The sequence below is a fragment of the Paenibacillus sp. FSL H8-0175 genome (genome assembly GCF_045040615.1).
GTDB classification, from domain to species: Bacteria; Bacillota; Bacilli; order Paenibacillales; family Paenibacillaceae; genus Paenibacillus_AQ; species Paenibacillus_AQ odorifer.
Genome location: NZ_CP150299.1, coordinates 6,139,342 through 6,165,105, shown reverse-complemented (window position 1 = coordinate 6,165,105; position 25,764 = coordinate 6,139,342). Strand labels below are relative to the sequence as shown.

At 45.0% G+C, this 25,764-nt stretch carries 11 protein-coding genes; 10 read left to right on the top strand and 1 reads right to left on the bottom strand.

All coding sequences use genetic code 11. The features are described from left to right. Positions 1-7: 7 nt before the first annotated feature. The 4 genes from MHH46_RS27240 (at position 8) to MHH46_RS27225 (ending at position 9,977) form a co-directional block, all read left to right on the top strand. Complete coding sequence (locus MHH46_RS27240; protein ID WP_076194108.1) at positions 8-2,065, top strand: iron ABC transporter permease; 2,058 nt, start codon at positions 8-10, stop codon at positions 2,063-2,065. Positions 2,066-2,610: 545 nt separating this feature from the next. Next, complete coding sequence (locus tag MHH46_RS27235; RefSeq protein ID WP_076194110.1) at positions 2,611-4,683, top strand: penicillin-binding protein 2; 2,073 nt, start codon at positions 2,611-2,613, stop codon at positions 4,681-4,683. Positions 4,684-4,862: 179 nt separating this feature from the next. Beyond that, positions 4,863-7,532 carry a copper amine oxidase N-terminal domain-containing protein gene (locus MHH46_RS27230; RefSeq protein ID WP_076194112.1) on the top strand — a complete coding sequence of 890 codons (2,670 nt, stop codon included), beginning with the start codon at positions 4,863-4,865 and terminating at the stop codon, positions 7,530-7,532. Between the two features lie 198 nt (positions 7,533-7,730). Then, positions 7,731-9,977, top strand: a complete 2,247-nt coding sequence (locus MHH46_RS27225; protein WP_036685428.1) for an AraC family transcriptional regulator — start codon at positions 7,731-7,733, stop codon at positions 9,975-9,977. Between the two features lie 64 nt (positions 9,978-10,041). Here MHH46_RS27225 and MHH46_RS27220 read toward each other — a convergent pair whose 3' ends face one another. Beyond that, positions 10,042-10,926, bottom strand: a complete 885-nt coding sequence (locus tag MHH46_RS27220; protein WP_076130456.1) for a carbohydrate ABC transporter permease — start codon at positions 10,924-10,926, stop codon at positions 10,042-10,044. A gap of 383 nt (positions 10,927-11,309) precedes the next feature. Between MHH46_RS27220 and MHH46_RS27215 the strand changes: the two genes are divergently transcribed. The 6 genes from MHH46_RS27215 (at position 11,310) to MHH46_RS27190 (ending at position 25,559) form a co-directional block, all read left to right on the top strand. Next, the gene (locus tag MHH46_RS27215; protein WP_370510797.1) at positions 11,310-12,167 is read left to right on the top strand and encodes an ABC transporter permease; all 858 of its coding nucleotides are present in this window, start codon (positions 11,310-11,312) and stop codon (positions 12,165-12,167) included. Positions 12,168-12,255: 88 nt separating this feature from the next. Further along, positions 12,256-13,812: an extracellular solute-binding protein gene (locus MHH46_RS27210; protein WP_076130457.1), complete on the top strand. Its 1,557-nt coding sequence runs from the start codon at positions 12,256-12,258 to the stop codon at positions 13,810-13,812. 94 nt (positions 13,813-13,906) lie between these two features. Then, on the top strand, positions 13,907-15,064 hold the full coding sequence (locus MHH46_RS27205) for a glycoside hydrolase family 105 protein (protein WP_076194114.1): 1,158 nt from the start codon (positions 13,907-13,909) through the stop codon (positions 15,062-15,064). A gap of 5 nt (positions 15,065-15,069) precedes the next feature. After that, positions 15,070-16,440 carry a glycoside hydrolase family 28 protein gene (locus MHH46_RS27200; protein WP_076130458.1) on the top strand — a complete coding sequence of 457 codons (1,371 nt, stop codon included), beginning with the start codon at positions 15,070-15,072 and terminating at the stop codon, positions 16,438-16,440. Positions 16,441-16,515: 75 nt separating this feature from the next. Beyond that, positions 16,516-18,102: a glycoside hydrolase family 43 protein gene (locus MHH46_RS27195; RefSeq protein WP_076184803.1), complete on the top strand. Its 1,587-nt coding sequence runs from the start codon at positions 16,516-16,518 to the stop codon at positions 18,100-18,102. Between the two features lie 80 nt (positions 18,103-18,182). Further along, positions 18,183-25,559, top strand: a complete 7,377-nt coding sequence (locus MHH46_RS27190; protein WP_076194115.1) for a pectinesterase family protein — start codon at positions 18,183-18,185, stop codon at positions 25,557-25,559. Positions 25,560-25,764 lie beyond the last annotated feature (205 nt).

Here is a 25,764-nt window from a genome sequence, read left to right as displayed (position 1 = left end):
TGCGGTTATGAACGAAAAGAGTAGCAAAGAAGCCTCTATCGGCATGAACTGGCGGATCATTGGAATATTTGGGGGCGGCTTTGCCGTCCTCTTCATTCTGTTCGTTTTAAGTTTGGGCTTTGGGGAAGCCAAGATTCCTGCAGCTACTGTAATAGATGGTTTGCTGAATCGCCAAGATATAATGGAACATAATCTGCTCTGGGATATCCGCATGCCACGTACAGTTATTGGTCTGCTGGCCGGGGCTGCTCTGGCTGTGGCTGGGGCATTATTGCAAACTATAACGAAGAACCCGCTTGCTTCCTCAGATACACTTGGGATTAATGCCGGGGCATACTTTATGGTCGTGCTTGGTATGGTAGCTTTTCCTGCTTTGCAGCATGAGTTTCCATTTTTGCTCGCAGTTGCAGGGGGACTGCTTGCTGCTTTAGCCGCTTATTTATTGAGTGGAGGCAAGGCAGCCACACCTGTTCGGCTGGCTTTGTCAGGTATGATCGTCTCCATGGTGCTCGGAGCGTTTACATCGGCCATACATATTTTTAAAAGAACAGAAACACAAAATCTGTTTTTATGGGGTTCAGGTTCCCTAATCCAGTTGGATTGGGAGGGTGTTATATATGCCTGGCCTTTTGTCGTAGTGCTGCTATTGGCAGCGATATTTGCCGGCAGACAATTTGATGCGCTGGAGCTCGATGAGTCAACGGCCCGTTCACTTGGACAGCGAGTAGGGTTAATTCGGGCGACGGGGCTTGGCCTATCGGTATTAATGGCTGCGGTTGTAGTCAGCGTGGTCGGCCCGATTGGCTTCGTCGGCTTAGTGGCTCCCCATCTTGTCCGGCTTAGTGGAATTCGCAAGCATCGCCTGCTCATTCCTGCAAGCGCGTTGTGGGGAGCCTTGCTCATCACGGCAGCGGATACGCTAGCGCGTGTAGTGCGAAGCAGTGTGGGTGAAATGCCTGTTGGTGCAGTTATGGCGATTATTGGAGCCCCGTGGCTCATTTGGCTGGTACTCACCAAGATGAAAAATATATCGGGCTCAGGCGCTGGCCAATCATCGATGAGTATCGGTGGGGCGGGACTGCGTCTGCGCTTTGTGCCGACGGCTATAGTTATGACTGTGCTGCTGATTGCTATTATCCTCGTAAGCTTATCGTTTGGGGGAACAAAAATACCGATCAGCGAATTGCTGAGCAGTCTGTTCCATAGGGGGGATCAATCCTATTCCGTCCTGCTGAATTTACGGCTTCCCCGTACACTCGTAGCGGCTGCAGGAGGGATCGCACTTGCAATCAGTGGTGTACTGATTCAAAGTGCTGTTCGAAATCCACTGGCAGATGCTTCTATTATTGGTGTGACCTCAGGGGCTGGCTTTGGTGCTTTGGCCGTAATGACCGTTTGGCCAGCATTGACGGTATTTGCAGTTCCGCTTGCCGCAATCGTGGGTGGGGCACTGGCTGCAGCTTTTGTCTTTTTTATGGCCTGGCGCAGGTCCTTGAATCCATCGGTTCTGATCTTGCTTGGAATCGCAGTCTCTGCAATTGCCTCTGCCGGAATCCAGGTCATGATCGTCAAAGGAAGTTTATGGAGCAGTAGCTCCTTAATTTGGTTAACGGGTTCGACTTATGGACGAAGCTGGAATCAATTTTACATCCTATTTGTATTCCTGCTTGTACTTGTTCCGATTGCATACTATTTGGGCCGAAAATGCGATTTGTTGGCATTTGGTGACGAGAGTTCAACAGGATTGGGCTTGCCGGTTCGAGGAACGCGGCTTTGGGCTATGATTATCGGCGTTTTGCTTGCAGCGGGAGCCGTTGCAAGTGTGGGAACAATTGGCTTTCTCGGACTCATGGCGCCGCATGCGGTGCGGATGATGATTGGTCATCATACGAGACGCTCGATTGTTTTGTCAGGATTACTTGGCGGCTTGATGCTCGTCATTGCCGATACGCTCGGAAGAACCATAATGGCGCCGAAAGAAATCCCTTCAGGTCTTATTATTATGCTGATTGGGGCTCCGTATTTCTTGTTTTTAATGTACCGGTCACAGGTTAGAAAAGTGTAGATTTTGTTATAAGAAAAAATCAGGGGGTGCCCCATCAGCCGTAAAATGGCTGCTGGGCACCCCCTGATTAATTAGAGCTTGCTCTATCAAGAACTCCTCAAACATCGTTTCATCTGTTTAAAATTCCCCTCCCTTACGCTACAGCTATCGGACACAGATGACCTTAAACGCAGCTTTATTTCGCATTTGAAGTGCCAACGGACCGCATAGTCGCTATTGGTATGAAAAGCACCCGATTTGCCCTTCTTCCTATGAAATAACGTCATTGGAGTCCGAAACCAAGCTCCAAAGGCTAAAAATGCGCATATAACGTCATCTGAGTCCGTAGGCCTCAGCGAATGTTGAGAATTTATTGGTGCAGGCCACCAACGCCCATAAACAAAAAGCAGCGATTCTCCCATACCGGGGAAAGCTGCTTTTTTAATTGGATATTATCGATTTGTGAACAATTATTTAACTATTATTCTTAATTTTGTATATTTCCGTTTGCTAGTTTATACTTTAATCTTATGCTGTAGAATTTTGGAAATAAGGAGTGGGATTATGTGAGGCTCTTCGACAGAAAAGGTGTACAAGACGACAGCAAAACTATTAACAACTCTGGCGAATTAAGAATCAATATTTTTTTCTTTAGCACTTTTATTATTTTTTGTGTGATTATCCTACGCCTTGCGGTCTTGCAATTTGTCGAAGGACCTACGTTATCTGAAGCTGAGGCTAATCGGGATACGAAAATAGTGGCATTATCGGCATTGAGAGGGAATATCCTCGCTGCTGATGGTGAGAAATTGGCATACTCAACGCCCGTTCAATCTTTGTACCTTACTTTGGATAAGGAATATACCGCAACAAAAACAGATAAAACTACGAAAAAAGTTACCTTAACTGCTGAGGCAAATAATAAATCAAAGGCACTCGCCAGCAAGTTAGCAGAAGCCTTCGAAACTTATGGTGATACTAATGAGAAAAAACTAACCACAGAAGAGATCCTTGAGTCTATGGATTTATATTCAAAAAAACTCTCTGGTTATGTAGCACGAAGAATTAAATCAGGTTTAACTAAGAAAGAAATCGCTTATTTTTTAGAACACAAAAACGAATATCCAAACCTTGAAGTGATAGAGGAAAGCAGCAGGCATTATGATACCGATACGGTGGCTGTACAAGCTGTTGGTTACGTGAAATTTTTTAAATCCTCTACTAGTTTAGATCTTTATAAGGATGTACTTCAGGCGATGAAAAATAATCAGAACCCTGGACTTAACTATAAAGAGGATGAGCTAGTAGGCTTTGATGGCTTGGAGCTGCAATACCAGAAGGAGCTTCGGGGACAGAATGGTTATAAGGAAGTTTCCGTAGATCCGCAGAATATGGCGGAAAAAATTGTCAGTATTGAACCCCCGGTCAAAGGAAGCACTATCTGGACGACCCTTAATAAAAAAATCCAGCTGAAGACCGAAGAAGCCATTAAAGATCAGATTCAGTGGTTGCATTCACACACCGTTCAGGGAGAAACACATCCTGATGCTTTAACAGGTTACGCTGTAGCCATGGAAGTGGATACAGGTAATGTTATTGCTATGGCAAGTATGCCTGACTATGATACCAACAGCTGGGCTACGGGTTCGATCTCTCCAGAGGTGTATAAAAAAATTGAAAAGCATTACCAAAATGGAACGATAACTCCATACTCATCAGGAAGATCAGGGCATAATTTTGAATCCACCGTGCTGCTTGGTTCGACCATAAAACCATTGAGTGTGTTAATTGGCTTAAAAGAGGGCTTTATAAGTACTTCTTCTACTTACCAAGATAAGGGGATCACCTCATTTGGTAGGGAAGGACATGAGACTAATGTAAGGAACTCATCCAATCATGTATACGGCTCTTTGTATCCTTATACAGCCATTGAAAAATCTTCAAACGTATATATGGTTGATATGATCGGGAAAAAATTGTATGACAAATACAAGTCTAAGGGCATTGGGGTATGGGACACATATATGAAAGAATTCGGTCTAGGTGTTCCAACAGGGATAGGTTTACCAAGGGAATACTTGGGTGATTTGAATTATAAAGCTGAAGCTAAAGCGGGTTCAGTTCAGTCGGCACTTGTTTATGCTTCTTTTGGGCAGCAGGGACGTTATACCGTTCTTCAGTTGGCGCAATATGCGGCTACACTAGCCAATGAAGGGCAACGAATCAAACCACAGCTAGTAAGCAAGATCACGGACTCCAAAGGTAAGGTTATCAAAGAATTCAAACGAGAAGTGCTTGATGAAGTGACTACTTTCGATAAATCCTATTGGCGGGAGATAAAGAAAGGGATGAACAGTGACGTTAAAAGTGCCTTCGGTGATTTTCCCTATGATTTTGCACGTAAAACAGGAACTTCACAACAGACGGATAGTAAAAACATAAACCGTGATAACGGAGTGTTTATAGCTTTTGCACCACGCGAAAATCCAAAGCTTGCTGTAGCTGTAGTTATTCCTGAAGGCGGATTTGGATCTAGCAGTGCAGCACCTGTAGCGAGAAAAATTTTTGATGCTTATGATTGGGAGTACGGATTGGATGGAATTCCGAAGAAAAATGTGGATAAAAGTATCAGCGAATAACACAAAGGAGAGAGCGCACACTGCGCTTTCTTTTTCTTTTTACAGAGCGGTTTGTGGCGGATCGAAGGAACGGGTTCCAGATTAAAATATTGTAACCATAAAGCGTGAAACTTTTATCCTAGTAGGAGCGTCAAAAGGTTAGGAAAAAAATGTATTCGTCATTCCAGGAGGGTGAATCTGTGAAGAAGTTATGGATTTCTATTTTAGTGGGCTTATTAGTTTTGCCGATGATGTTTCAATCTTCAGTGAAAGCTGCTACTGCGCCCATCAGTATTTTTATTGACGGGGTTCGATTGTCCACAGATCAAGCACCGGTGATGGTAAATGGACGGACGATGGTACCCCTACGGGCAATCTTTGAAGCCTTTAATGCTACCATCAAGTGGAATCAGAAAACACAAACTGTAACTGCAACTAAAGATGATACAACGATTATGTTAAAGATTGGCTCAAAGACAGCCACGATTAACAATAAAGCTGTAACTCTAGATGTGCCGGGACAGAATTTGAAAGGAAGAACGATGGTTCCTACACGGTTTGTAAGTGAGTCATTGGGTCATGATGTGGGTTGGAATCCGAGCACCAAAGTGGTGACCATAACGACTTCCGGCGGTAAAACTGGAACTGTAAATCCGGCATCGAATGTGCAGTTAAAGGATGTAAGTGATAACGGTGACGGCCGTGATCTCCAGGTCAGCTTCACCCAATCTTCTAATGAAGCTCTTGTGGATCATTACCGGGTAATGATTGTAAAGGCTTGGAGCACTTTTAATATCTCATCTGCACAAAAGGTTACATCCGCCAATTATTCTACTGTTTTAGCTACGGGCACTAATCCTACGATTAGAATGACCGCAAATTCAAGGGATGTGGATGGTGACCTCATTAAAGGTAATCAAACCTATGTAGCTTATGTTTTCGCAGTGGGCAAAGGCAATAATATCAGCGCTCTCTCGTATAGTTCTTCGACTATATCGCTTAATACTAATACCGTAGTCGTCGCCCCAAGTAATGTACAAGTAAGTGATGTGAGCGATTATAGTGATGGCCGCGATTTAGCCGTAAGTTTTAATAAGGTATCGGATGAATCCAAGGTGAGTTCTTACCGGATATTTATAGTCAAAGCTACTAATTATTCTTCTTTTAATTTGGCGACAGCAAATGCTGTTAGCAGTTCAAATTACACACAGGTCAACAAAACAGGTTCCAATATCACCCAGATCTTATCGTCTGGAGCGAGGGATGTAGATGGAGCCCTCATTAAGACGGGAGTTGGTTACCGTGTGTTTGTTATGGGTGTAGATAGTGGCAGTAATACAGCCAATAATTTATTGTCTGCTGCTTCATCTGCGATTACGCTGTCCTCGGTCAATGTCTCTAATTTAAGTGTAAGCGACGTTAGTGACTTTGGAGATGGCCGTGATTTAAAAGTATCCTTTAACCACGCTACAGATGAAACGTATATTAGCCAGTACCGAATTCTAGTTGTGCCTACAGCTTATTCCAACAACTTTAGTTTATCTGAGGCGAATAATGTCTCCAGCTCTTACTACACAACGGTGAGCACAACAGGATCTAGCACCAGTCAAGTGTTAGCCTCGTCAGCAAGAGACGTGCGTGGTAATTTGATTAAGAATGGAACACCTTACAGAGTGTATGTGTTAACGATTGGAAGCGGGAAGAATTTGGGCACCAACATTCTCTCAACGGAGTCAACATTAATTACGTTGGCTGTTGACTACAATGTGAGTGCTGTCTACAATTTGGATGTAAGCGACGTAAATGACTATGATGATGGCCGGGATTTAAGAGTATCCTTTGACCACGCTACGAATGAAACGTATATTAGCCAGTATCGAATCCTGGTTGTACCTACTTCCTATTACAACAGCTTCAGTTTATCTGACGCCAATAATGTGTACAGTTCCAACTACACAGCAGTGAGCACAACAGGATCCAGCACCAATCAAGTGTTAACCTCGTCATCAAGGGACGTGCGCGGTAACCTGATAAAGAGTGGAATCAATTACAGAGTATATGTATTAACCGTCGGAAGCGGGAATTACTCGGGCAGCAATGTTCTTTCTTCTGGTTCACCTTTAATTACGTTGAATGTAGATTACAAATTGGCTCCTATTTCGAGCTTGGATGTAAGGGACGTTAATGATTACGAAGACGGCCGGGATTTAAAAGTATACTTTAACCATGCCACGGATGAAACGTACATTAGCCAGTATCGAATCCTGATTGTACCTACTTCCTATTACAGCAGCTTTAGTTTAACCCAGGCAAATGCTGTTTCTAGCTCCAATTACACAGCGGTAGGCACTTCAGGAAATAACACCAGTCAAGTCTTGGATTCTTCAGCCAGAGACGTAAACGGAAATTTAATAAAGAGTGGAATCAGTTACAGAGTGTATGTGTTAACGATTGGCAGCGGCAAGTACTCAGGCACTAATGTGTTGTCCTCAGAGTCGAATGCCATAACTTTATCCACTAAGCTGCCGGTAACCTCTGTCACCAATGTAACGTACAGTGTGGATGAGGGTAAAATACTAGTAAGTTTCAACCGTTCCTCTAACGAGTCTAACATTTCGGAATATCGAATTCTGGTGGTTCCGTCCAAACAAGGTTTTGGTTCAGCGGAAGCAATTGAGGTGAAATCCTCGTATTATACGTCGATAACGCCTAACGGAACGAATCCTACAATTGTAGCCTCGAGAAGAGATGTTAATGGTGCATTAATTGTTAAGGGTGTTAAATATAAAGTATATGTTCTTGCGGTAGCCAATAATAATGGCGTGCAGAGTGGTGGTCTTTCGGATTCAACGGAAGAGATTGAAATATAAGGATAGGGAATAAAATCATTATAATATAAGGCAAAAAACCTTCATTGAGCACTGGGCTTGATGAAGCGCTTTTTGCCTTGTTTTTTTGTTTTCTATTTTTTATAAAAATAGGGTTGCGATTATACACATTTAAAACATTTGGTTTAACCTATTGGAAGCGCTATAATTGAAAATAATTACATGCTTAAGGAGTCTATCATGAAAAGAGGCAGGATATTCTACAAGATTTTTGTTCCTATTCTGGTGCTGGGAATTGGCCTGGTTATTAGCTTCGGTGGCTATATTTATCTGACGACGATTAATTCGGTAAATGAAAGAGTAGCGGATGATAAACAGAGTTTAATTACTCAAATTAAAAACACCTTGGAACAGAAAATTCAGACCATCGAATACGCTTTTAATACTTACAGTACCACCAGTTCCTTCAGGGAGGTCGTGCAAAATCCGATCACCGAGCAGGATTTTGAGAAGTATCGCGAGATTAATTCCCAGCTTAACTACATTGCCAGCATGGGGATGGATTTTGTTAATTATTCTCTAATCAGTTTGGAGCAGAAATGGCAGATTTCCAATGGTAAGCTTTCACATTTAACGGAAGAAGAGAGCAGGACACTTTATGAGAGCTATATTAATAACCGTAGCCGGGGGTTGTTTTGGGTTAAGACGGATAAGGGTATCCGCTTTGTAAATACCCTGCCGGTATTCTCACAGACCAAACAGGCGATTGCCTTATCTGATATATCCCTTCAGACCTTGCAGAGCACCCTTCAGACCGAAGGAAACACACCGGTGTTTATTCTTAACCGGGAGGGTGAGCTTTTATATGAGTCGGAAACTGGAAAGTCCCTGCTGACTAATAATCAACTTAGCCATATCACTAATGTTGCTGGAGGCGGGGGGCAATTGGGGACGATTGCCATGGAGCGGGCTGATCACCAATCGATAAAAGCTATTTATGCTAAATCTTCTTATAATAATTGGATTTACGTAACTATTTTGGATAAATCAGAAATTTCTGATGCACTAAAGACAACCCGATTTGGGATTGTGATGATGGTACTGCTTATTACGTTGTTGATTGCGGTAGTCGCTTATGTGATCTCTTTGTATTTCACCAAGCCATTCCGGCAGATTCAGCGCCGATTATTGCCTGCCAATGCGGAGCTAGAGCCTAAGAATGAGGTAGACTGGATTATTAATTCGATTGATACCATCTTATCGGAGAAAGAAAGCCTAGAGGGTCTGATTGAGTCTGAGATGCCTAAGTTGGAAACTCAGTTTATTCTAAATCTGTTTCGTAGCCGGATATCCCAAGAAGAGCTTAATCTGGGTTTGCCTCGTTTCGGTTATGAGCTGTCACAGAATTCGGTGTATGCAACGCTGCTAATACAGCTGGATAACTATGGGGAACGGCAGGCTAGCGATAAGGATCTTCTGCTTGTAGCGGTTAACAAACTGGTGGAAGAGCTAATTCCGCAGGAGAAGCGGATGATTCCTATCCTATTAAATGACCGTACACAAGCAACCATCCTGATCTTTGAGGGAGCGAATGAACAGGAGAACCGGAGAATAGCACTGGACTATGCCAAGACAATTATTCGAACAGCTAGAGAGATCCTGAAACTATCCATTAGCGTTGGAATCAGCAATTTTTATGATAATTTATTGTTTAGTAGGGAAGCTTGCGAGATGAGTAAGCAGGCGCTGCATCATCGTTTAAATCTGGGCAAAGAGTCTATCATCTTCTATGAGGATATATCGAAGGTGATCTCGGGTCCAGTTCTACTGCATTATCCGTCTGAGTTTGAGTCCCAGTTATTTGACGCGATTCGGATTGGAGATGAAGAACAAGTCTCCTGTTCTCTGTATCCATTACTCGGGGAAATGATGAAGCACAGTAAGAACCCTTTGAATTTCGAAGTCACATTAATACGTTTCGTCAACAATCTGATTCAGTTGGAGCAGCTGCTGGGTGTAGAGGTTCTGCTGACAGAGGACAATTCTACGTTGTATCACCGATTGTTAGACATCCGTAATCCGGAAGAGATCGAACGCATTTTGGTCAAAGAAGTTATCCATCCGATGGTGACCAGCGTTAAGGAGAAGACAGACCGTCAGTTCCGCCTCTTATCCGATAAAATTGCGGTGATTGTCCGCTCGGAATTTGATCAGGACTTAACGCTAGAATTAATTGGTGATCGTCTCCATTACAGTCCGAACTATTTAAGCAGTATTTTCAAAAAAGAGTACGGGATGACGTTTAGCGAGTATCTGATGAACTATCGTCTGGAAATGGCTAAGAAGTGGCTGGTGGAAACGGATATGACCATTAAAGAGATTGCTGAAAGGCTGCAGTACCATAATCCACAGAACTTTATTCGATCCTTCCGTAAAAAAGAACATGTAACACCAGGTGCATACCGAACCCAGAAACAGGAGAAGTAAGGCGCTGAACACAAACAGCCAGCCCCGGGAGACCGGGGCTGGCTGTTTGTGCAGCTGCAATGTTTTAGCCTTTTACAGAACCCAGCAGGGCTCCTTTGGTGAAGTGTTTTTGTACGAAAGGATAGGCGAGCAGCATTGGAACGGTTGCGACTACGATAACCGCCATTTTGATGGTTTGAGCAGGTGGGATAATATCAACAGAAGCATTATCTCCCTGCATCCCGCTGGCGACGATAACAATTTGGCGCAGCAGGACTTGAATAGGCCACTTAGTGGAGTCTGTCATATATAAAATTGCACTCATATAAGTGTTCCAGTAAGCTACCCCGTAGAACAAGGAGAGGGTCGCGATAGATGGCATCGCCAGCGGAAGCATGATTTTGAAAAATACACCAAAATCATTAGAGCCGTCAATCTTGGCTGATTCCTCTAGCCCTTCCGGCAGCGCCTGGAAGAAGTTACGCATAATGATCAGGTTAAAAGCATTGATCGCAACAGGCATGATCATGGACCAGTAGGAATCGATTAATCCGAAATATTTAACTACCAGGAAAGTAGGGATCATTCCCCCGCTGAAGAGCATGGAGAACACGATTACGAAATTGATGAAATCTCTTCCGTATAGATATTTTCTAGATAATCCATAAGCCATTAAAGAGGTAAGAACCATACTGACAACTGTACCCACTAAGGTTACACCGATGGATACGCCAAGCCCTTTAAAAATAGTAGGCGTTGACAGTATATAACGGTAAGCATCCAAAGAGAATGTCGTCGGGAACAGGATGAAGCTTTTTTCTACTACCTCCTGTGTTGAAGCAAAGGAACTGGCAAACACATTGACAAAGGGTAAAAGACAGGCTAGGGCAATGAGTGTAAGCAGTGTGGTATTTACAATAGTAAACAGCCGGCTACCCATATTTTCTTTTTTAAAAGATGATTGCGACATGCAGATATCCTCCTTGTAATCGTTTCATTGAAACTTTAACAGGGGTCTGTTATTCCGTATATAATCATTAGCTTGGGCTTTGTTTTGGGAGGAAAAAGCGTGATAAGGCATAGATGATCTTTATGTATTGTAGTAATCACTATAAGATGCACGGGCCTGGAAAACCTTATAGCTGTAGGGTTCTCGGAGTATCAGTATCTGATGATTATATACGTAATGGACGAATGATCGTAATCTGGGAATCGTAAAGAAACGCGATCAAGGAGGCCGATCAGGTGAAAGAGGCAAACGTCACCATGCTGAACACGAAAGTTAATCCAGTAAGAAAAAAGCGAACGGGGCCTAGCTGGCTGAGTTTAAAAAGAAACAAGTTATTGTATCTAATGATACTCCCGGGATTTTTGTATTTTGTTATTTTTAAGTACCTGCCTATGGGCGGTCTTATCATTGCATTTCAGGACTATCAGCCGTTTCTGGGTATAGCGGATAGCCCGTGGGTAGGGTTTAAGCATTTCGTCCGATTGTTTACAGAACCTACCTTCTTTATGCTATTGAGTAATACACTTATCCTGTTTGCATTAAACATTTTTATTTTCTTCCCGCTACCTATTATAGTGGCGCTGATGCTTAACGAAGTTCAGCACAAGTTATTTAAGAGCACCATTCAAACGATTATTTATATCCCCCATTTCATGTCATGGGTTATCATCGTCTCCATTTCCTATGTATTTATGAATGTGGATGGAGGGGTGCTGAATGAGATGTTGGCGGCCCTTGGGATGCAGAAGATCAGCTTTTTGACTTCTCCTGAGTGGTTGCGTACCGTGTATATCGGACAGATCATTTGGAAAGAAATTGGTTGGTCAACCATTATTTATTTGGCAGCCATTACCGTAGTGGATACGCAGTTATATGAAGCAGCTGAGATGGATGGAGCGGCAAGATTACGCAAAACATGGCATATCACCTTGCCGGCGATTCGCCCAATCATTATTACCTTGCTTATTCTGAAGATTGGCCACACGCTGGATCTGGGCTTTGAGCATATGTACTTGCTGATCAATTCCTTGAACCGCGAAGTTGGAGAAATTTTCGATACCTATATCTATACAGCTGGTTTAAAGAACGGACAATTGAGTTTCAGTACCACAGTAGGTCTGTTCAAGGGTGTGGTTGGCTTGATTCTCGTTATGCTGTCGAACAAGTTAGCCAAAAAAATCGGCGAAGATGGTGTTTACTAGGCTTCATAGTATGCTGAATTCTTACCTCTGCCTTAAAGGCAGAGGTGGAAGATACAACACAAATACATTAGTAAAAGGGGTAATGTTGATGAATCGCAATTACAAAAAAATTGCAGCCTTAATGTTGTGTAGCGGGTTAGTACTCACTGCATGCGGAGGAGGCAATAACGCGAAGGAGTCAAATTCTTCAAATGAGGGAACGAATTCAACGGCTAAAACTACTGCCGCACCTGCAGATGTGCTAGATGCTAAAGCAAAGATTAGCTGGCTGAACATTTTACAAACGTCTACAACACCAACGGGTCCTATTCTGGATAAAATTGAAGAATTGACGAATACAGAGATTGAATTCTCATGGATTCCGGATCCTTCCAAAGAAGAACGTATTAATACTTCATTAGCATCGAATTCCCTAGCAGACATCGTTACCCTGACTATTCTTGATAACTCTTCTGTACGTAATGCACTGAAGGCCGGTATGTTCTGGGAAGTAAGTCCTTATCTTGATGAGTTCCCGAATTTGGCTAAAATTTCACAGGATACACGTACATCGGCATCGATTGCAGGTAAGCTGTACGGGGTTCCTTTCCAGAAGTCCTTGGCTAGAAACGGCGTTGTTCTCCGTAAAGATTGGCTGGATAAGCTTGGACTGCAGGTTCCAAAAACAACAGATGAGTTGATGGAAGTTGCGAAAGCGTTTACCGAAAAAGACCCTGATGGTAATGGCAAAAAGGATACCACAGGCTTCATGGACCGCAGCGATCTTGTATATGGAGCATTTAAGACATTGGGCTCATACTTTGGAACACCGAACTATTGGAGTGTAGATGATGCGGGTAAAATGACACCAGAGTTCGATACAGAGGCTTATGTCAAGACCATGGATTATATGAAGACTCTTTATGATGGTGGTTATATCAATCAGGATTTCGCTGTGACGGCTAAAACAGATCAGCAGCAGAATTTTGCGCAAGGAAAGGCTGGAATTTATGTGGGTGCCTTGTTTGACAGCAAGAACCTGCTGAATCTGTCTAAAGGCATACAGGATGGTATGGATTTGGTTATGGTTAACGATATCACTTCCACCGGTAATGAAGCGGATCGCGCCATCTGGGCTGGTAATAACGGAATTGGGGGACTGTTGTCTTTCCCGAAATCCGAAGTCAAGGATGAAAATGAATTAAGACGGATCTTGAAATTTGTTAATGATCTTATGAATGAAGATGTCTATGGCTTGATGACTTATGGTATTAAGGATGTCCACTATACAATCGATGGAGAACAAGCGGTTACGATTAAGGATACAGATCTCTGGAAGCAAGAAGTTCAGCCATTTTCGGCATCTCGTCCATTAGAGAATGGATTCATTATCCATGATGCTGATCCACTCAAAGTTGAAGCTGATAAGCTGATCGTTGAGAATGCTAAATATGCTGTACTGAATCCTGCTTACTCTCTGGAATCTGAGACCTATTCTACTCAAGGATCTGAGTTGCAGAAGATTATGACAGATGCCACTTATAAATATATCCTAGGCAAAATTGATTTGGACGGATTTAAAGCTGAGGTTGAAAAGTGGAAGAAATCCGGCGGCAGCAAAATCATTACTGAATATGAAGCTGCTTATAAAGCTGTAAATCCTTAAGAAGTACTACAGACTATATTCTAAGAAAATAGTAGAGGGGTCCTAAATGGGGAGGCTGCGTTTAGGACCATATCTATTCAAACAGGAGGAAAAAATGAAAGACAACAATGCACTTAGGAGTATGGGCTGGGGTGTTCGAATGGCAGATTCGATTATGGAGCGAACGCCAAGATTATATGAGGATAACGGATATCATGGAAAATGGTCTTATGATTATGGAGTCATCTTGAAGGGTTTTGAGCTGCTGTGGAGACAGACCGGGCAGGTTAAATATTATCAATTCATCAAAGATAATATGGATTATTTTATTGAGGAAGACGGCTCTGTGAAGGGATATCGCCTGAGCGAACATAATATTGATCACTTAAATAACGGAAAGATCCTATTTGTGCTCCATAAAGAAACTGGGTTAGCGAAATATAAAATGGCTGCAGATTTATTAAGAAAGCAGATAACAACGCATCCTCGAACCTCGGAAGGTGCGTTTTGGCATAAGAATGTATATCCTTATCAGATTTGGCTGGATGGCTTGTATATGGGCTCTCCTTTCTATCTGGAGTATTTACTTGAGTATGAAGGCGGCAAGGGTCTGGACGATGTGACCCGGCAATTTATTCTGTGCGAGCGTCATACCAAGGATGCTGAGACGGGCCTTCTGTTTCACGCATGGGATGAAAAGCGGGTACAGCCGTGGTGCGATCCTGAAACGGGGCTGTCTCCGAACTTTTGGGGGCGTTCGCTGGGCTGGTATGTGATGGCGCTAGTGGATGTACTCGGAATGCTCCCTGAGGAACACGCGGATTACGAGATCTTGGCACGTATTCTGACAGATACGCTGACAGCGCTTCGTCAGGTTCAGGATGCGGATGCTGGAGTCTGGTATCAGGTTGTAAACATGGGCGGCCGTAAAGGCAATTATTTGGAGGCTTCCGCCTCTAGCATGATCACCTATGCAATGGCTAAGGGCATTCGGATTGGTGTACTCGATGATAGTTGGTTCGAGACTCTTGACCGTGCTTATCAAGGTCTTATTGCTGAATTTGTGCTGGAAACCAAAAAAGGCTGGGTTAACCTGAATAAAAACTGCCAGGTCGCTGGACTCGGTGGTGAGGACCGGAGAGATGGTACTTACGCCTATTATATCAGTGAACCGATCGTAACCAATGATCAGAAGGGGCTTGGCGCATTCCTCCTGGCTTGTGGAGAATATGAATATTTGCAGCGTCCCGCCGTGACGAAAGGAAGCGAGTGAAGCACATGTCTATCTACAATATAAACGACTACGGAGCACATCCTAATAGTGCAGAGCCTTCAACGGAAGCGATAGCCAGTGCCATTCATGCGGCAAGCGAGGCAGGGGGAGGAACAGTTTATGTTCCTTCCGGGCACTATCAGACGGGTGCTATCTTCATGAAAAGCAATATTGAGCTGAAGCTCAGTCCTGGAGCTGTGCTTAGCTTCAGCTCTGATCCTAACGATTATCCGGTGGTGGATTCCCGTTGGGAGGGTGTGAAGCAGAACGTCCATGCTTCATGTATTTTTGGAATAAATCTAGAGAATGTATCGGTTACAGGTGCAGGCAAGCTGGATGGAAGGGGCGCACCTTGGTGGGATAAACATCGGAATTCTCCTGATTCACTGCTGTATCCCCGCCCGAAGCTTATCAGCTTCGACAACTGCCGTAGAGTCACGCTCAGAGATCTGACACTCGTGAACTCCCCAAGCTGGACTGTGAATCCTATCTGTTGCCATGATGTTACGATTGATAATCTGTCGATCTATAATCCGGCGGATTCGCCTAATACAGACGGTATTGACCCAGAATCCTGTGTGAATGTCCGCATCAGCAACTGCAATATCGATGTGGGTGATGACTGCATCGCCATTAAAGCAGGGACGGAGGATACGAAGGAGCGGGTTGCCTGCGAGAATATCACGATAACTAACTGCACGATGATTCATGGTCATGGCGGTGTGGTGCTGGGAAGCGAAATGAGCGGAGATATCCGTAATATCGTGATCAGCAATTGCGTGTTCAAGCAGACGGACCGCGGCATTCGGCTGAAGTCCAGACGCGGGCGCGGAGGTGTTGTCGAAGATATTCGTGTCAGCAATATCGTGATGGAGGACGTGATCTGTCCGTTTATTCTTAATCTTTATTATTTCTGCGGACCACGTGGTAAGGACAAATATGTATGGGATAAGAATCCTTATCCGGTGACGGAGGAGACCCCCTGCTTCCGACGGATTCATTTCGCTAATATTACTGCTCGGAATGTTCACGCGGCTGCAGGTTTTCTTTACGGCCTTGCGGAGCAATACATTTCAGAAATTACCTTTTCCGATATTGATATTTCCATGGCAGAGAATGCAATCCCTGGTCGTCCAGCCATGATGTCAGGAATCCAGGATATGAACAACCGTGGGTTCTATCTGGGCAACGTAAGAGATATTCGCTTCCGCCAAGTGACGATCGAGAATCATGAGGGACCGGCTTTTTATATTGAAAATGGAGAAACGGTAGATATCACCGGCTGCCAATCGAGAAACACCCGTAAAGTTGAAGAGTTAGTGCAGCAGGTGACCGTTATCCCGTCACAGGAAGATCTAAGTGAGCAGACAGACTGATAATTGAACAGGATAGACTGCAGATTTGCTTAGGGTGAAGGGTGCAGATGTATGGAAATAGGAAGGAGTATGAAGATGATTACAGATAACATTCAGACTGGAGTTATTCACAATCCCATATTAAAAGGCTTCAATCCTGACCCTTGTATTGTAAGAGCGGGGGAGATGTACTATATTGCTGTTTCTTCTTTTGAATGGCTGCCCGGTGTGAGGGTGTATCAATCAGCGGACTTAGCAGACTGGGAGCATTGCACAGATATTCTGACTCATCAGGTGGATCTGCGGGGAAATCCGAAAAATTGCAGTATCTGGGCTCCACAGCTTAGTTATTATGACGGTTTGTTTTATCTGATTTATACCGATGTTAAGAGCACTAAACGGCCTTTTAAAGACTGTCATAACTATCTGATCACTGCGGAGGGTATTGAGGGACCTTGGTCTGAACCGGTATACCTAAACAGCAGCGGGTTCGATCCATCTCTGTATCATGATGAGGATGGGCGCAAATGGCTGCTGAATGAGCTGTGGGATTACCGGATTACGGAGGGCAACAAGTCCTGCGGGATTGTAATTCAGGAGTACGATCCAGAGCAGTGCCAATTAATAGGTGAACCTGTGAAAATCTTTGATTGCACGCCGCTGAAGAAGACGGAAGCGCCGCATATTTACAAGCGGGGAGGTTATTACTACTTAATTACGGCAGAAGGCGGCACTGGATCGGGGCATGCCGTAACCGTAGCGCGCTCCAAGGCGCTGCTTGGTCCGTATGAGGTGGATCCGCTCAATCCGATGTTGACCTCACGGGATAATCCCGAGCTGCCGCTTCAATGTGCCGGCCATGGAAGTCTGGTAGAGACGCCAGAAGGTGAATGGTATATGGCCCATTTATGTACGCGACCCCTGGAAGGCGAATACGCCATACTGGGGAGAGAGACTGCCGTTCAGCAGGTGCACTGGAATGAGGAGGGCTGGTTAAGACTAACCTCAGGCGGAAATACACCACAGCTCAAGGTACCAGCACCTAAAGGAACACAGTTCCTGAACCAAGTGCGGACGCTTGAATTTGAGGATGATTTTAACGGTCCGGAATTGAAAAAGAACTGGAATACATTGCGGATTCCTAGGAATGAAAGCTGGTGTTCCCTTGCTGAAAGACCGGGCTGGTTAAGAATCAGGGCCGGGGAGTCCGTGCAGAGTCTGTTTGAGCATCATATTCTGGCTATTCGCCAGACGGATATAAGCTTCCGCGCTGAAACAGCGCTTGAATATGAACCGAATACTTATCTGCAGATGGCAGGACTACTGTTATACCTGAATGAGGATAACTATCTTTATGCGTATATCAGCCAGGAAGAAGGACGTGGCAAGGTGCTGCGGTTAATGCGCTGTCAGCGCGATGAATTCACTGCGGAGCCTGTAATGATTGAACTAAATGCAGGGGAGACAGTGCGGATCGCGGTTGAGGTGCAGGAAGTGACTGGGCAATTTGTTTATCTTAAGGGTGACGATACGGAGTGGAAGCCACTTGGCGATCCGCAGAATATCAGCTTTTTGTCGGGAGGCTTCACTGGGAACTTTGTTGGCATTGCGGCGCATGATATGCAGCAGTTTGGTGGCAGCAGTGCTGATTTCGCATATTTCCGTTATCAGGGCAAGGAATAATACACACGGCTTTACTAAGGAAGGGGTTGCTCTGAGGACAGGGCCCCCTTCTTATTCCAATAGATATTAGGAGGTCTTGTATGAAGAGAAAATGGTTATCCGGGGCGCTGGTTGCGAGTCTTCTTGCAACATGTATGCCATTTGGTGGTGTCGAGGCCGCTTCTTTGGAAGCGCTTCCTGCCTTTCCGGGCGCAGAAGGCGGCGGCAAATATGTAACCGGCGGAAGAGCTCAACCTGTGTATGAAGTAACGACGTTGGCTGATTATGGTATCAAGGAAACTCCGATCCCCGGCTCCTTCCGCGATGCGGTAAGCCAAAGTAATCGGACCATTGTTTTTCGAGTGGGGGGAACCATCCATCTGAAGGAATCCCTCAAGATTACCGGCTCAAATCTGACGATTGCCGGACAAACGGCTCCAGGTGACGGAATTACAATTGCCGACTACACAACCTCTGTTGAAGCTGACAATATTATTATGCGCTATATGCGTTTCCGGTTAGGCGACCGGGTAGCTAGTGAAGATGATGCTTTTGGATCAAGGTACCATAAGGATCTCATTATCGATCATAGCTCATTCAGCTGGTCGGTGGATGAAGTGGTCAGTCTGTATGATAACGAGAATACTACTGTGCAATGGTCGATATCCGCTGAAAGTATGCTGATGACGACACACCAGAAGGGACGTCACGGCTACGGAGGAATCTGGGGTGGCAAAAATGCCAGTTTCCTTCACAATCTGATTGCTCATAGCACCAGCCGCAACCCCCGTTTGCCGACGGTGACCAAATTGGTGGACCTGACGGAAATGTCTAATAACGTTATCTATAACTGGGGATTCGCTTCGACCTATGGTGGGGGAGCAGAAGATTATCGATATAATATCACTAACAATTATTATAAAAATGGTCCAAACACCTACACCAGTGTAAAAAATCAATTGTTTGGGGAAGTGTCACCAGAAACCCGGTTGTTTATAGATGGGAACATCATGGATGGTAATCCGAAGGTTACTGAAGACAACTGGAAGGGTGTGCAAAAGTATTCGGATATCTCTAAGCTTACGGAGCCGGCAAAGATGCCTAACCCCTATGCGGCAGTGTCGGCGGAGGAAGCCTACGTAAATGTAATGGCTGATGCCGGTGCCACTCTGCCAAGGCGTGATGCTTACGATGCGCGGGTCATTAATGATGTGAAGAATCGCACTGGACAGCATATTAATTCACCTATTGAAATAGGCGGTTACCCAGACTATACAGAGACAGCTTCCAATGTAATCGACATGGATCATGACGGTATGGATGACAGCTGGGAGATTGCTAATGGACTAGACCCTACCGATTCTGAGGATGGTAAGAAGACGACATTATCTGCGGAGGGCTATACGAATCTAGAAGTGTATCTGAATGATCTGATTGTTTTGGGAAAAGCAGGGAATGAGCATACAGACAATCCTGTAACCGCTATCAATTATCCTGTGAATAACCAAATCATAGAGTCAGGCAACAATGTGAAGGTTACAGCCTCTGCCAGTGATAGTGATGGTATTGCTAAGGTGGAATTTATCGTTAATGGTGTGAAGCAAGCCGAAGCTACCACAGCACCTTATAGTTTCGATTGGAACAATGTGCAGGATGGTACCTATTATCTCGTTGTTCAGGCTATAGACAATAAGGGTCTCAAGACACAATCTGATAACGTGGCTATTCATGTCAACACGTCTGGATCCGTTCTTCCTTGGACTTCGGTGGATATTGGCCATCCAGGGATAGCGGGAGTGACTACGCTTCATCCGGATAGCGGGAAGATTACGCTCAAATCGGCTGGACTTATCGGAGCAACATCAGAGAGCGAAACTGCTGTTGATAATTTTCATTTTGCTTATCAAACCCTGACAGGCAATGGTGAAATTACTGCTAGAATCGACTCCGTAACGGGAACTGACGATTATGCCAAAGCAGGTGTCATGATTCGTGATAATCTCAATGAGAACTCTAAAATGACAATGCTGGCAATCCCTTATGTCAAATATGGCAAGAAGGGAGTTATGATTACCCGCTCCACCACAGGAGCCAAGGTGGTAAAAACAGAACCGGACAGCTTCATCAATACACCTTATTGGGTGAAGCTGGTTCGTCTTGGTAATGAAGTGACAGGTCTGGTATCGCCGGATAAAGTAACATGGAGCAAGGTAGGCACGGTGAAGCTTGACCTGAATGATACGGTTTATTTTGGTCTTGCAGCCGATGCCGCTAAGGTAGATAACGAGGTTAATCGTTATAATGCATCTGTCTTCAGTGAGGTGGAGCTGAAACCGCTTAGTGATCAGTTTCCTACTGCGCCCCGTGGTCTTACAGCGACAGCAGGTGAGGAAAAAGTGAAGCTGAATTGGGAGGATGTTGGTTCTGCCAAGTCGTATAGTGTTAAACGTAGTGAGGTTTCAGGCGGTCCATACAAGACGATCAATACTGAAATTAAAGATAGCCTGTATACTGATTCCGGACTCAGCTCCGGAAAAACTTATTACTACGTGGTCAGTGCTGTGAATGAGCTTGGTGAAAGCTTTGATTCCGATGAGGCCAGCGCTACGGCTGAAGGTGAAGCAGGTAATGTGTATTATGTGGATGAAGACTTTGAACAGGTTGCTGTGGGTGTGACACCAGAGTATTATGATGTGACTCCAAATCCACAGACTGAAATTCAAAAGGTTATTGTATCTCCCACACCGTCTGACAGTAAGGGGAATACGTCAGATCAAGTGTTGAATGTGTTCGATGGTGCGAACGGCAGCGTGCAGTTTATCCGCAAATTCGCGCCAATTACGGGTGCACTCGTTATTGACACTGACTTTATGTTTGCGACAGAATCGGGAACCTCGGTGTTCCTGCAGGCCCAGAGTACAGATGGAAGCAAAACGGCATTCTCCATTGAGAGCAGAAAGCCAACGCTTCCTGAAGCTACAGGTAAATATACGCTAACCATGAGTAGGGGAAGCAGTCAGTATCATCAACTGATGAACTCTTATTCCCTAAAACAATGGTATAACCTGAAGCTAAAGGTGGATGTGAACAACGATAAAGTGGATGTATATATCGATGATCAGCCTGCGGGCTCTTTTCCGTTCACAACCACGAATTTCGCCAGCTATGGCATTGGGCGTATTTTGTCCAAGACACCGGGCGGCGGCTCAGGAAATTATTACTTAGATAATTTAAAGATCTATGTTGAGCCGATTGAAACACCGCTTGGACTGACTGGACTTCCAGGAAACCAAGCAGCCCAGCTATCCTGGCCTGCTCTTGAAGGGGCAACTTCCTACAATATTAAGAGAAGTCTTAAGAGCGGGGGGCCTTATGAGACTATTGCCAACGCTATTACAGAGACATCATATATTGATACTGAAGTTACCAACGAAACTACCTATTATTATGTTATCTCGGCGATGGCGCCGACTGGTGAATCGGGAAATTCCAATGAAATTAGTATTACCCCATCCGCTTTGGCGGTGAAATTGCCTGCGCCAGAATCGTTCGCGGCTGTAAGCCGGAATACTCAGCTGGATCTCAGCTGGAATGCTGTGGAGAATGCAGCCAGCTACAGCATCAAGAAGTGGAATGAGACTTCAGGCAGCTATGAACTCGTGGCAAAAGAAATCGCCGGCACAACTTACCGCGTCGGAGGTCTGGCCAACGGGCAAACCTACCGTTACGTCGTATCTGCAACCAATGTGGCCGGAGAGGGAAAAGAATCAGCGCCTGTTGAAGCTACTCCGCAATCTCCTTTGGGAACGCCTGTGGTTTCCATTGAAGCTGGTGACAGTGTAATGAAACTAAGCTGGCCAGCGATTGAGGAGGCGAACCAGTATATTGTCAAACGTGCCACATCGGCGAAAGGTCCTTATGAAGTGCTCGGGTCTGATTTATCAGGCACAAGCTTTACTGATAGTGGGCTCGTAAACGGAACACCGTATTATTACAAAGTCAAAGCAATAAATGGTACCCGTAGTAGTCTAGATTCAGCTGTTGCCTCAGCGGTTCCATACCAGAATTCCGGCCAGTCGCAGGCTCCACAAGGAGTTAGTGCTGAGCCTGGCAACACTGATATCCATCTGACTTGGAATGTAGCTGATGGAGCTAGCAGCTATCAAATTCTACGCTCGGAGAGCGGTGGCAGTTATGCGGTCGTGGCCGACGGCATCGAAGCAACCGATTATACCGATAAAGGCTTGAGCAACGGGACTGCCTATCAATATGCGGTAATCGCCATCGGTGATAAGGGTGCCAGTCTTCCATCCGAGGTGGTCAAGGGAATTCCAGCTCCTGTCATTATTGTTGCTCAGAATGGGACAGGAGATTATAAAACGATTAATGACGCTATTCAAGCAGCACCTGATAATAGTGCCCTAACCACGATTATTAAAGTGAAGAACGGCACGTATAAGGAGAAGGTGCTTGTACCTTCTAGTAAGATGAATATTAGTATCATCGGTGAGAGCCGGGAAGGTACCGTACTTATTAACGGTGACTCCGCGAAAACCATTGGCTCAGATGGTAAAGAAATGGGCACCAGCGGCAGTTATACACTAAAGGCTGCTGCAACTGATTTCACACTGGAGAACATGACGGTTGAGAACAGTGCTGGGCGGGATGCCGGTCAGGCAGTCGCTTTATATGCTGAAGGAGACCGGGGAGTGTACAGAAATGTTAAGCTTCTAGGATATCAGGATACCCTGTTCGCAGATAAGGGAAGAGCCTATTTCGTCGACAGCCATATTGAAGGTACAGTGGACTTTATCTTCGGTAATTCCGCTGCTGTATTCGAGAATAATGTGATTCAAAGTGCGGGTGCTGGCTATGTTACTGCGCCTTCCACGGCAGCGGGTAAGCCTGGTTATGTGTTCATCAATAATCGACTAACTGCCAGTGAGGACGTTGCTGCTGGAACCGTTGATTTGGGCCGGCCATGGAGAGAATATGGCAGCTCTACCTTCATTAACACGGAGCTGGGAGCTCATATTCGTGCTACTGGCTGGCATGAATGGTATGAAGGTCGTTCCAAAACTGCACGGTTCTCTGAGTTTTTAAGTTACGGAGAGGGTGCTAATGCAGCTTCACGTTACAGCTGGTCCAAACAATTAACAGCAGAAGAGGCGGCTGCCTATACGATTGAAGCTGTGCTTGGTGGAAGTGATGGCTGGAATCCACAGCAATCCAAGATCTTAGTGGGTCAAGAGCAGATACCTGAGGCACATGTCTCTTCAATTACTGTAACGGGTAAAGATGGAATTAGCAGCATTGAGTCGAAGGGCGGTGCCTTGCAGCTGCAAGCCTCTGTGCTTCCAGAGAATGCGACGAATCCTAAAGTTATCTGGACGGTAACTGAAGCAGATGGGGTAACCTCTACGGATAAAGCGGTTATTAATGAGAAGGGCTTGCTGACAGCTAGAAAGAACGGTAGCGTACAAGTAACTGCGCGAGCTATAGATGGAAGTGGAGTATCCGGAAGCCTAGAGATTAACATCAGCGGACAAGATGAGATTGCCCGTAATCTGCCCGCTGCAACGCTGAACGGACCGGTCACAGTGGTGGCAGGACAGGATTTCACTTACCGTGTAGGGATTACAAATGTTACTACCTCCGTCTACAAGGAAGTGTATGCTGTAGACTTTACCATGGCATATGACGTATCTGGTGTGGAATTTGTATCTGCTCAGACCTTGCCAGACGGATTCAGCATCACTCATATTAATGAGGACAGTCCAGATCTAATAACAGTTAGTGTAGCTGGAACGGAGGCAGGAAATATCCTGACCGATGATGCGGAATTCTTAGAAATGGTCTTCAAAGCGAAGAAGACAACCCGTGAAATCGCCGTGCCGCTTGGATTTATTTCTTTCCGGGGATCCAACACAGATGTTGATTTTGACATCCTGCATGAGGCACAGTCGGTTGTTCATGTCATGCCTATATCCGTCATGGAGATAAAAGTCTCCTCCAAAGATAATGTGAGCGAAATCAAGTCAGGGCAAACCCTGCAAATGGCAGCTGTAATCCTGCCGGACCATGCATCCGATCCAGCAGTGAGCTGGTCAGTAGTGAATGAGGATGGATCAGCTACTGAGCGAGCAACTATTACGGATACCGGCTTGCTCACTGCAATTGCAGCAGGCACGGTAACCGTGAGAGCGACAGCTAAAGATGGCTCCGGTGTTGTAGGTACGATGTCCATTGAGATTAAGGCAAAATCGCAGGTTTCAGAATCGGGCGGTACTTCATCTTCAACGACAGTCAAACCAGTGAAACAACCGGAACCAACTGTGAACGCAGATGGAGTTACTCTTTCCGTGACAGCGGATGTGAATGGTAAAGCTATTGCAGAGGTATCCTCAGCGATTCTGCAACAAGCAATTGGCTCAATGCAGAATGGAGTATTGAGAATCACAGTGAAGCCAGCCTCTGCCAGCTCGGTGGTTGAACTGACCTTGCCAGCTCGTGAGTTGGCTGGAGCGGGAGCAAAAGCAATTCAACTTTTAGAAATAGACATGGGATTGTCTACGTTCCGAATAAATGCTGACCTGCTTCTTGCGATGGCAGGATCTGACGCCGTAAGCGTTAAGCTTGTAGTTGGCAAAGTTGACGCGAAGACACTGTCGCTTCAGACAGATGTCGGGGATATTTATGAGTTTAAGTTCTTTGTTGATGGCAAACAGTTTGACAGCTTTGGGCGTGGACTGAAGGTTGAACGGGATTACAAACCAAAGACAACTTCAGGTGTAGAACAAATAGTAGTCTACCAAATCCGTGAAGACGGGACTGTGGAGGTGGTTAGAAACTCTCAGTTTAATCTGACAACTGGCAAGATCATCTTTAGACCAGACAATTCCAGCAGATTCGCAGTAGCATATGCGGAAAATTCCTTTAAGGATATCGCTGGACTAGGCTGGGCACAAAATAGCATTCAAGCCCTCGCCGCCAGAGACATCCTGAATGGCACCGGAGATCATAATTTCGGGCCACAGCTGAATGTAACTCGGGCACAGTTCTTGAAGATGCTGATGCTTGCATTAGAGCTAGAGGAAGGTAATGCGGCAAGTACATTTAAGGATGTTTCACTGGATGCTTGGTACTACAGCTCCGTTGCTGCTGCTCAGCAGCTAGGAATTATTCAGGGCAGATCTGATGGAACCTTCGGTGCTAATGAAACGATTAGCCGTGAGGAAATGGCGTTGATGGCTTATCGTGCAGCACAGCTCGCTAAGCTTACGGTCGTGGGAGTGGACCAGCCAGTGAATTTCAATGATGCCGCTGACGTTTCAGCCTACGCTCGTGAGGCTGTACAATTCATGAGCGGAGCAAAGATTATTCAAGGTGTGGGCAAAGATAACTTTGCACCTAAAGCCAATACAACTCGTGCTCAGGCAGCTGTTATTGTCTATCGATTGTTCCAGCTAAATCCTTAAATTTCAAGTTGACACCCTGTGTGATTTATCATATTATGATTGGAGTTGTTATAAGTAAATAAACCAAACTCTATCCAGTGGATGGAGTGGCGGAATTTTGTCAAAGATGTATTCTTTGGTTTCAATCGCCCCTTGTCATTTCGATGACAAGGGGCTTTATTATGTTAATGAGCTTGCTCAAGAGAAAGGGAAGAGGTTTACGATG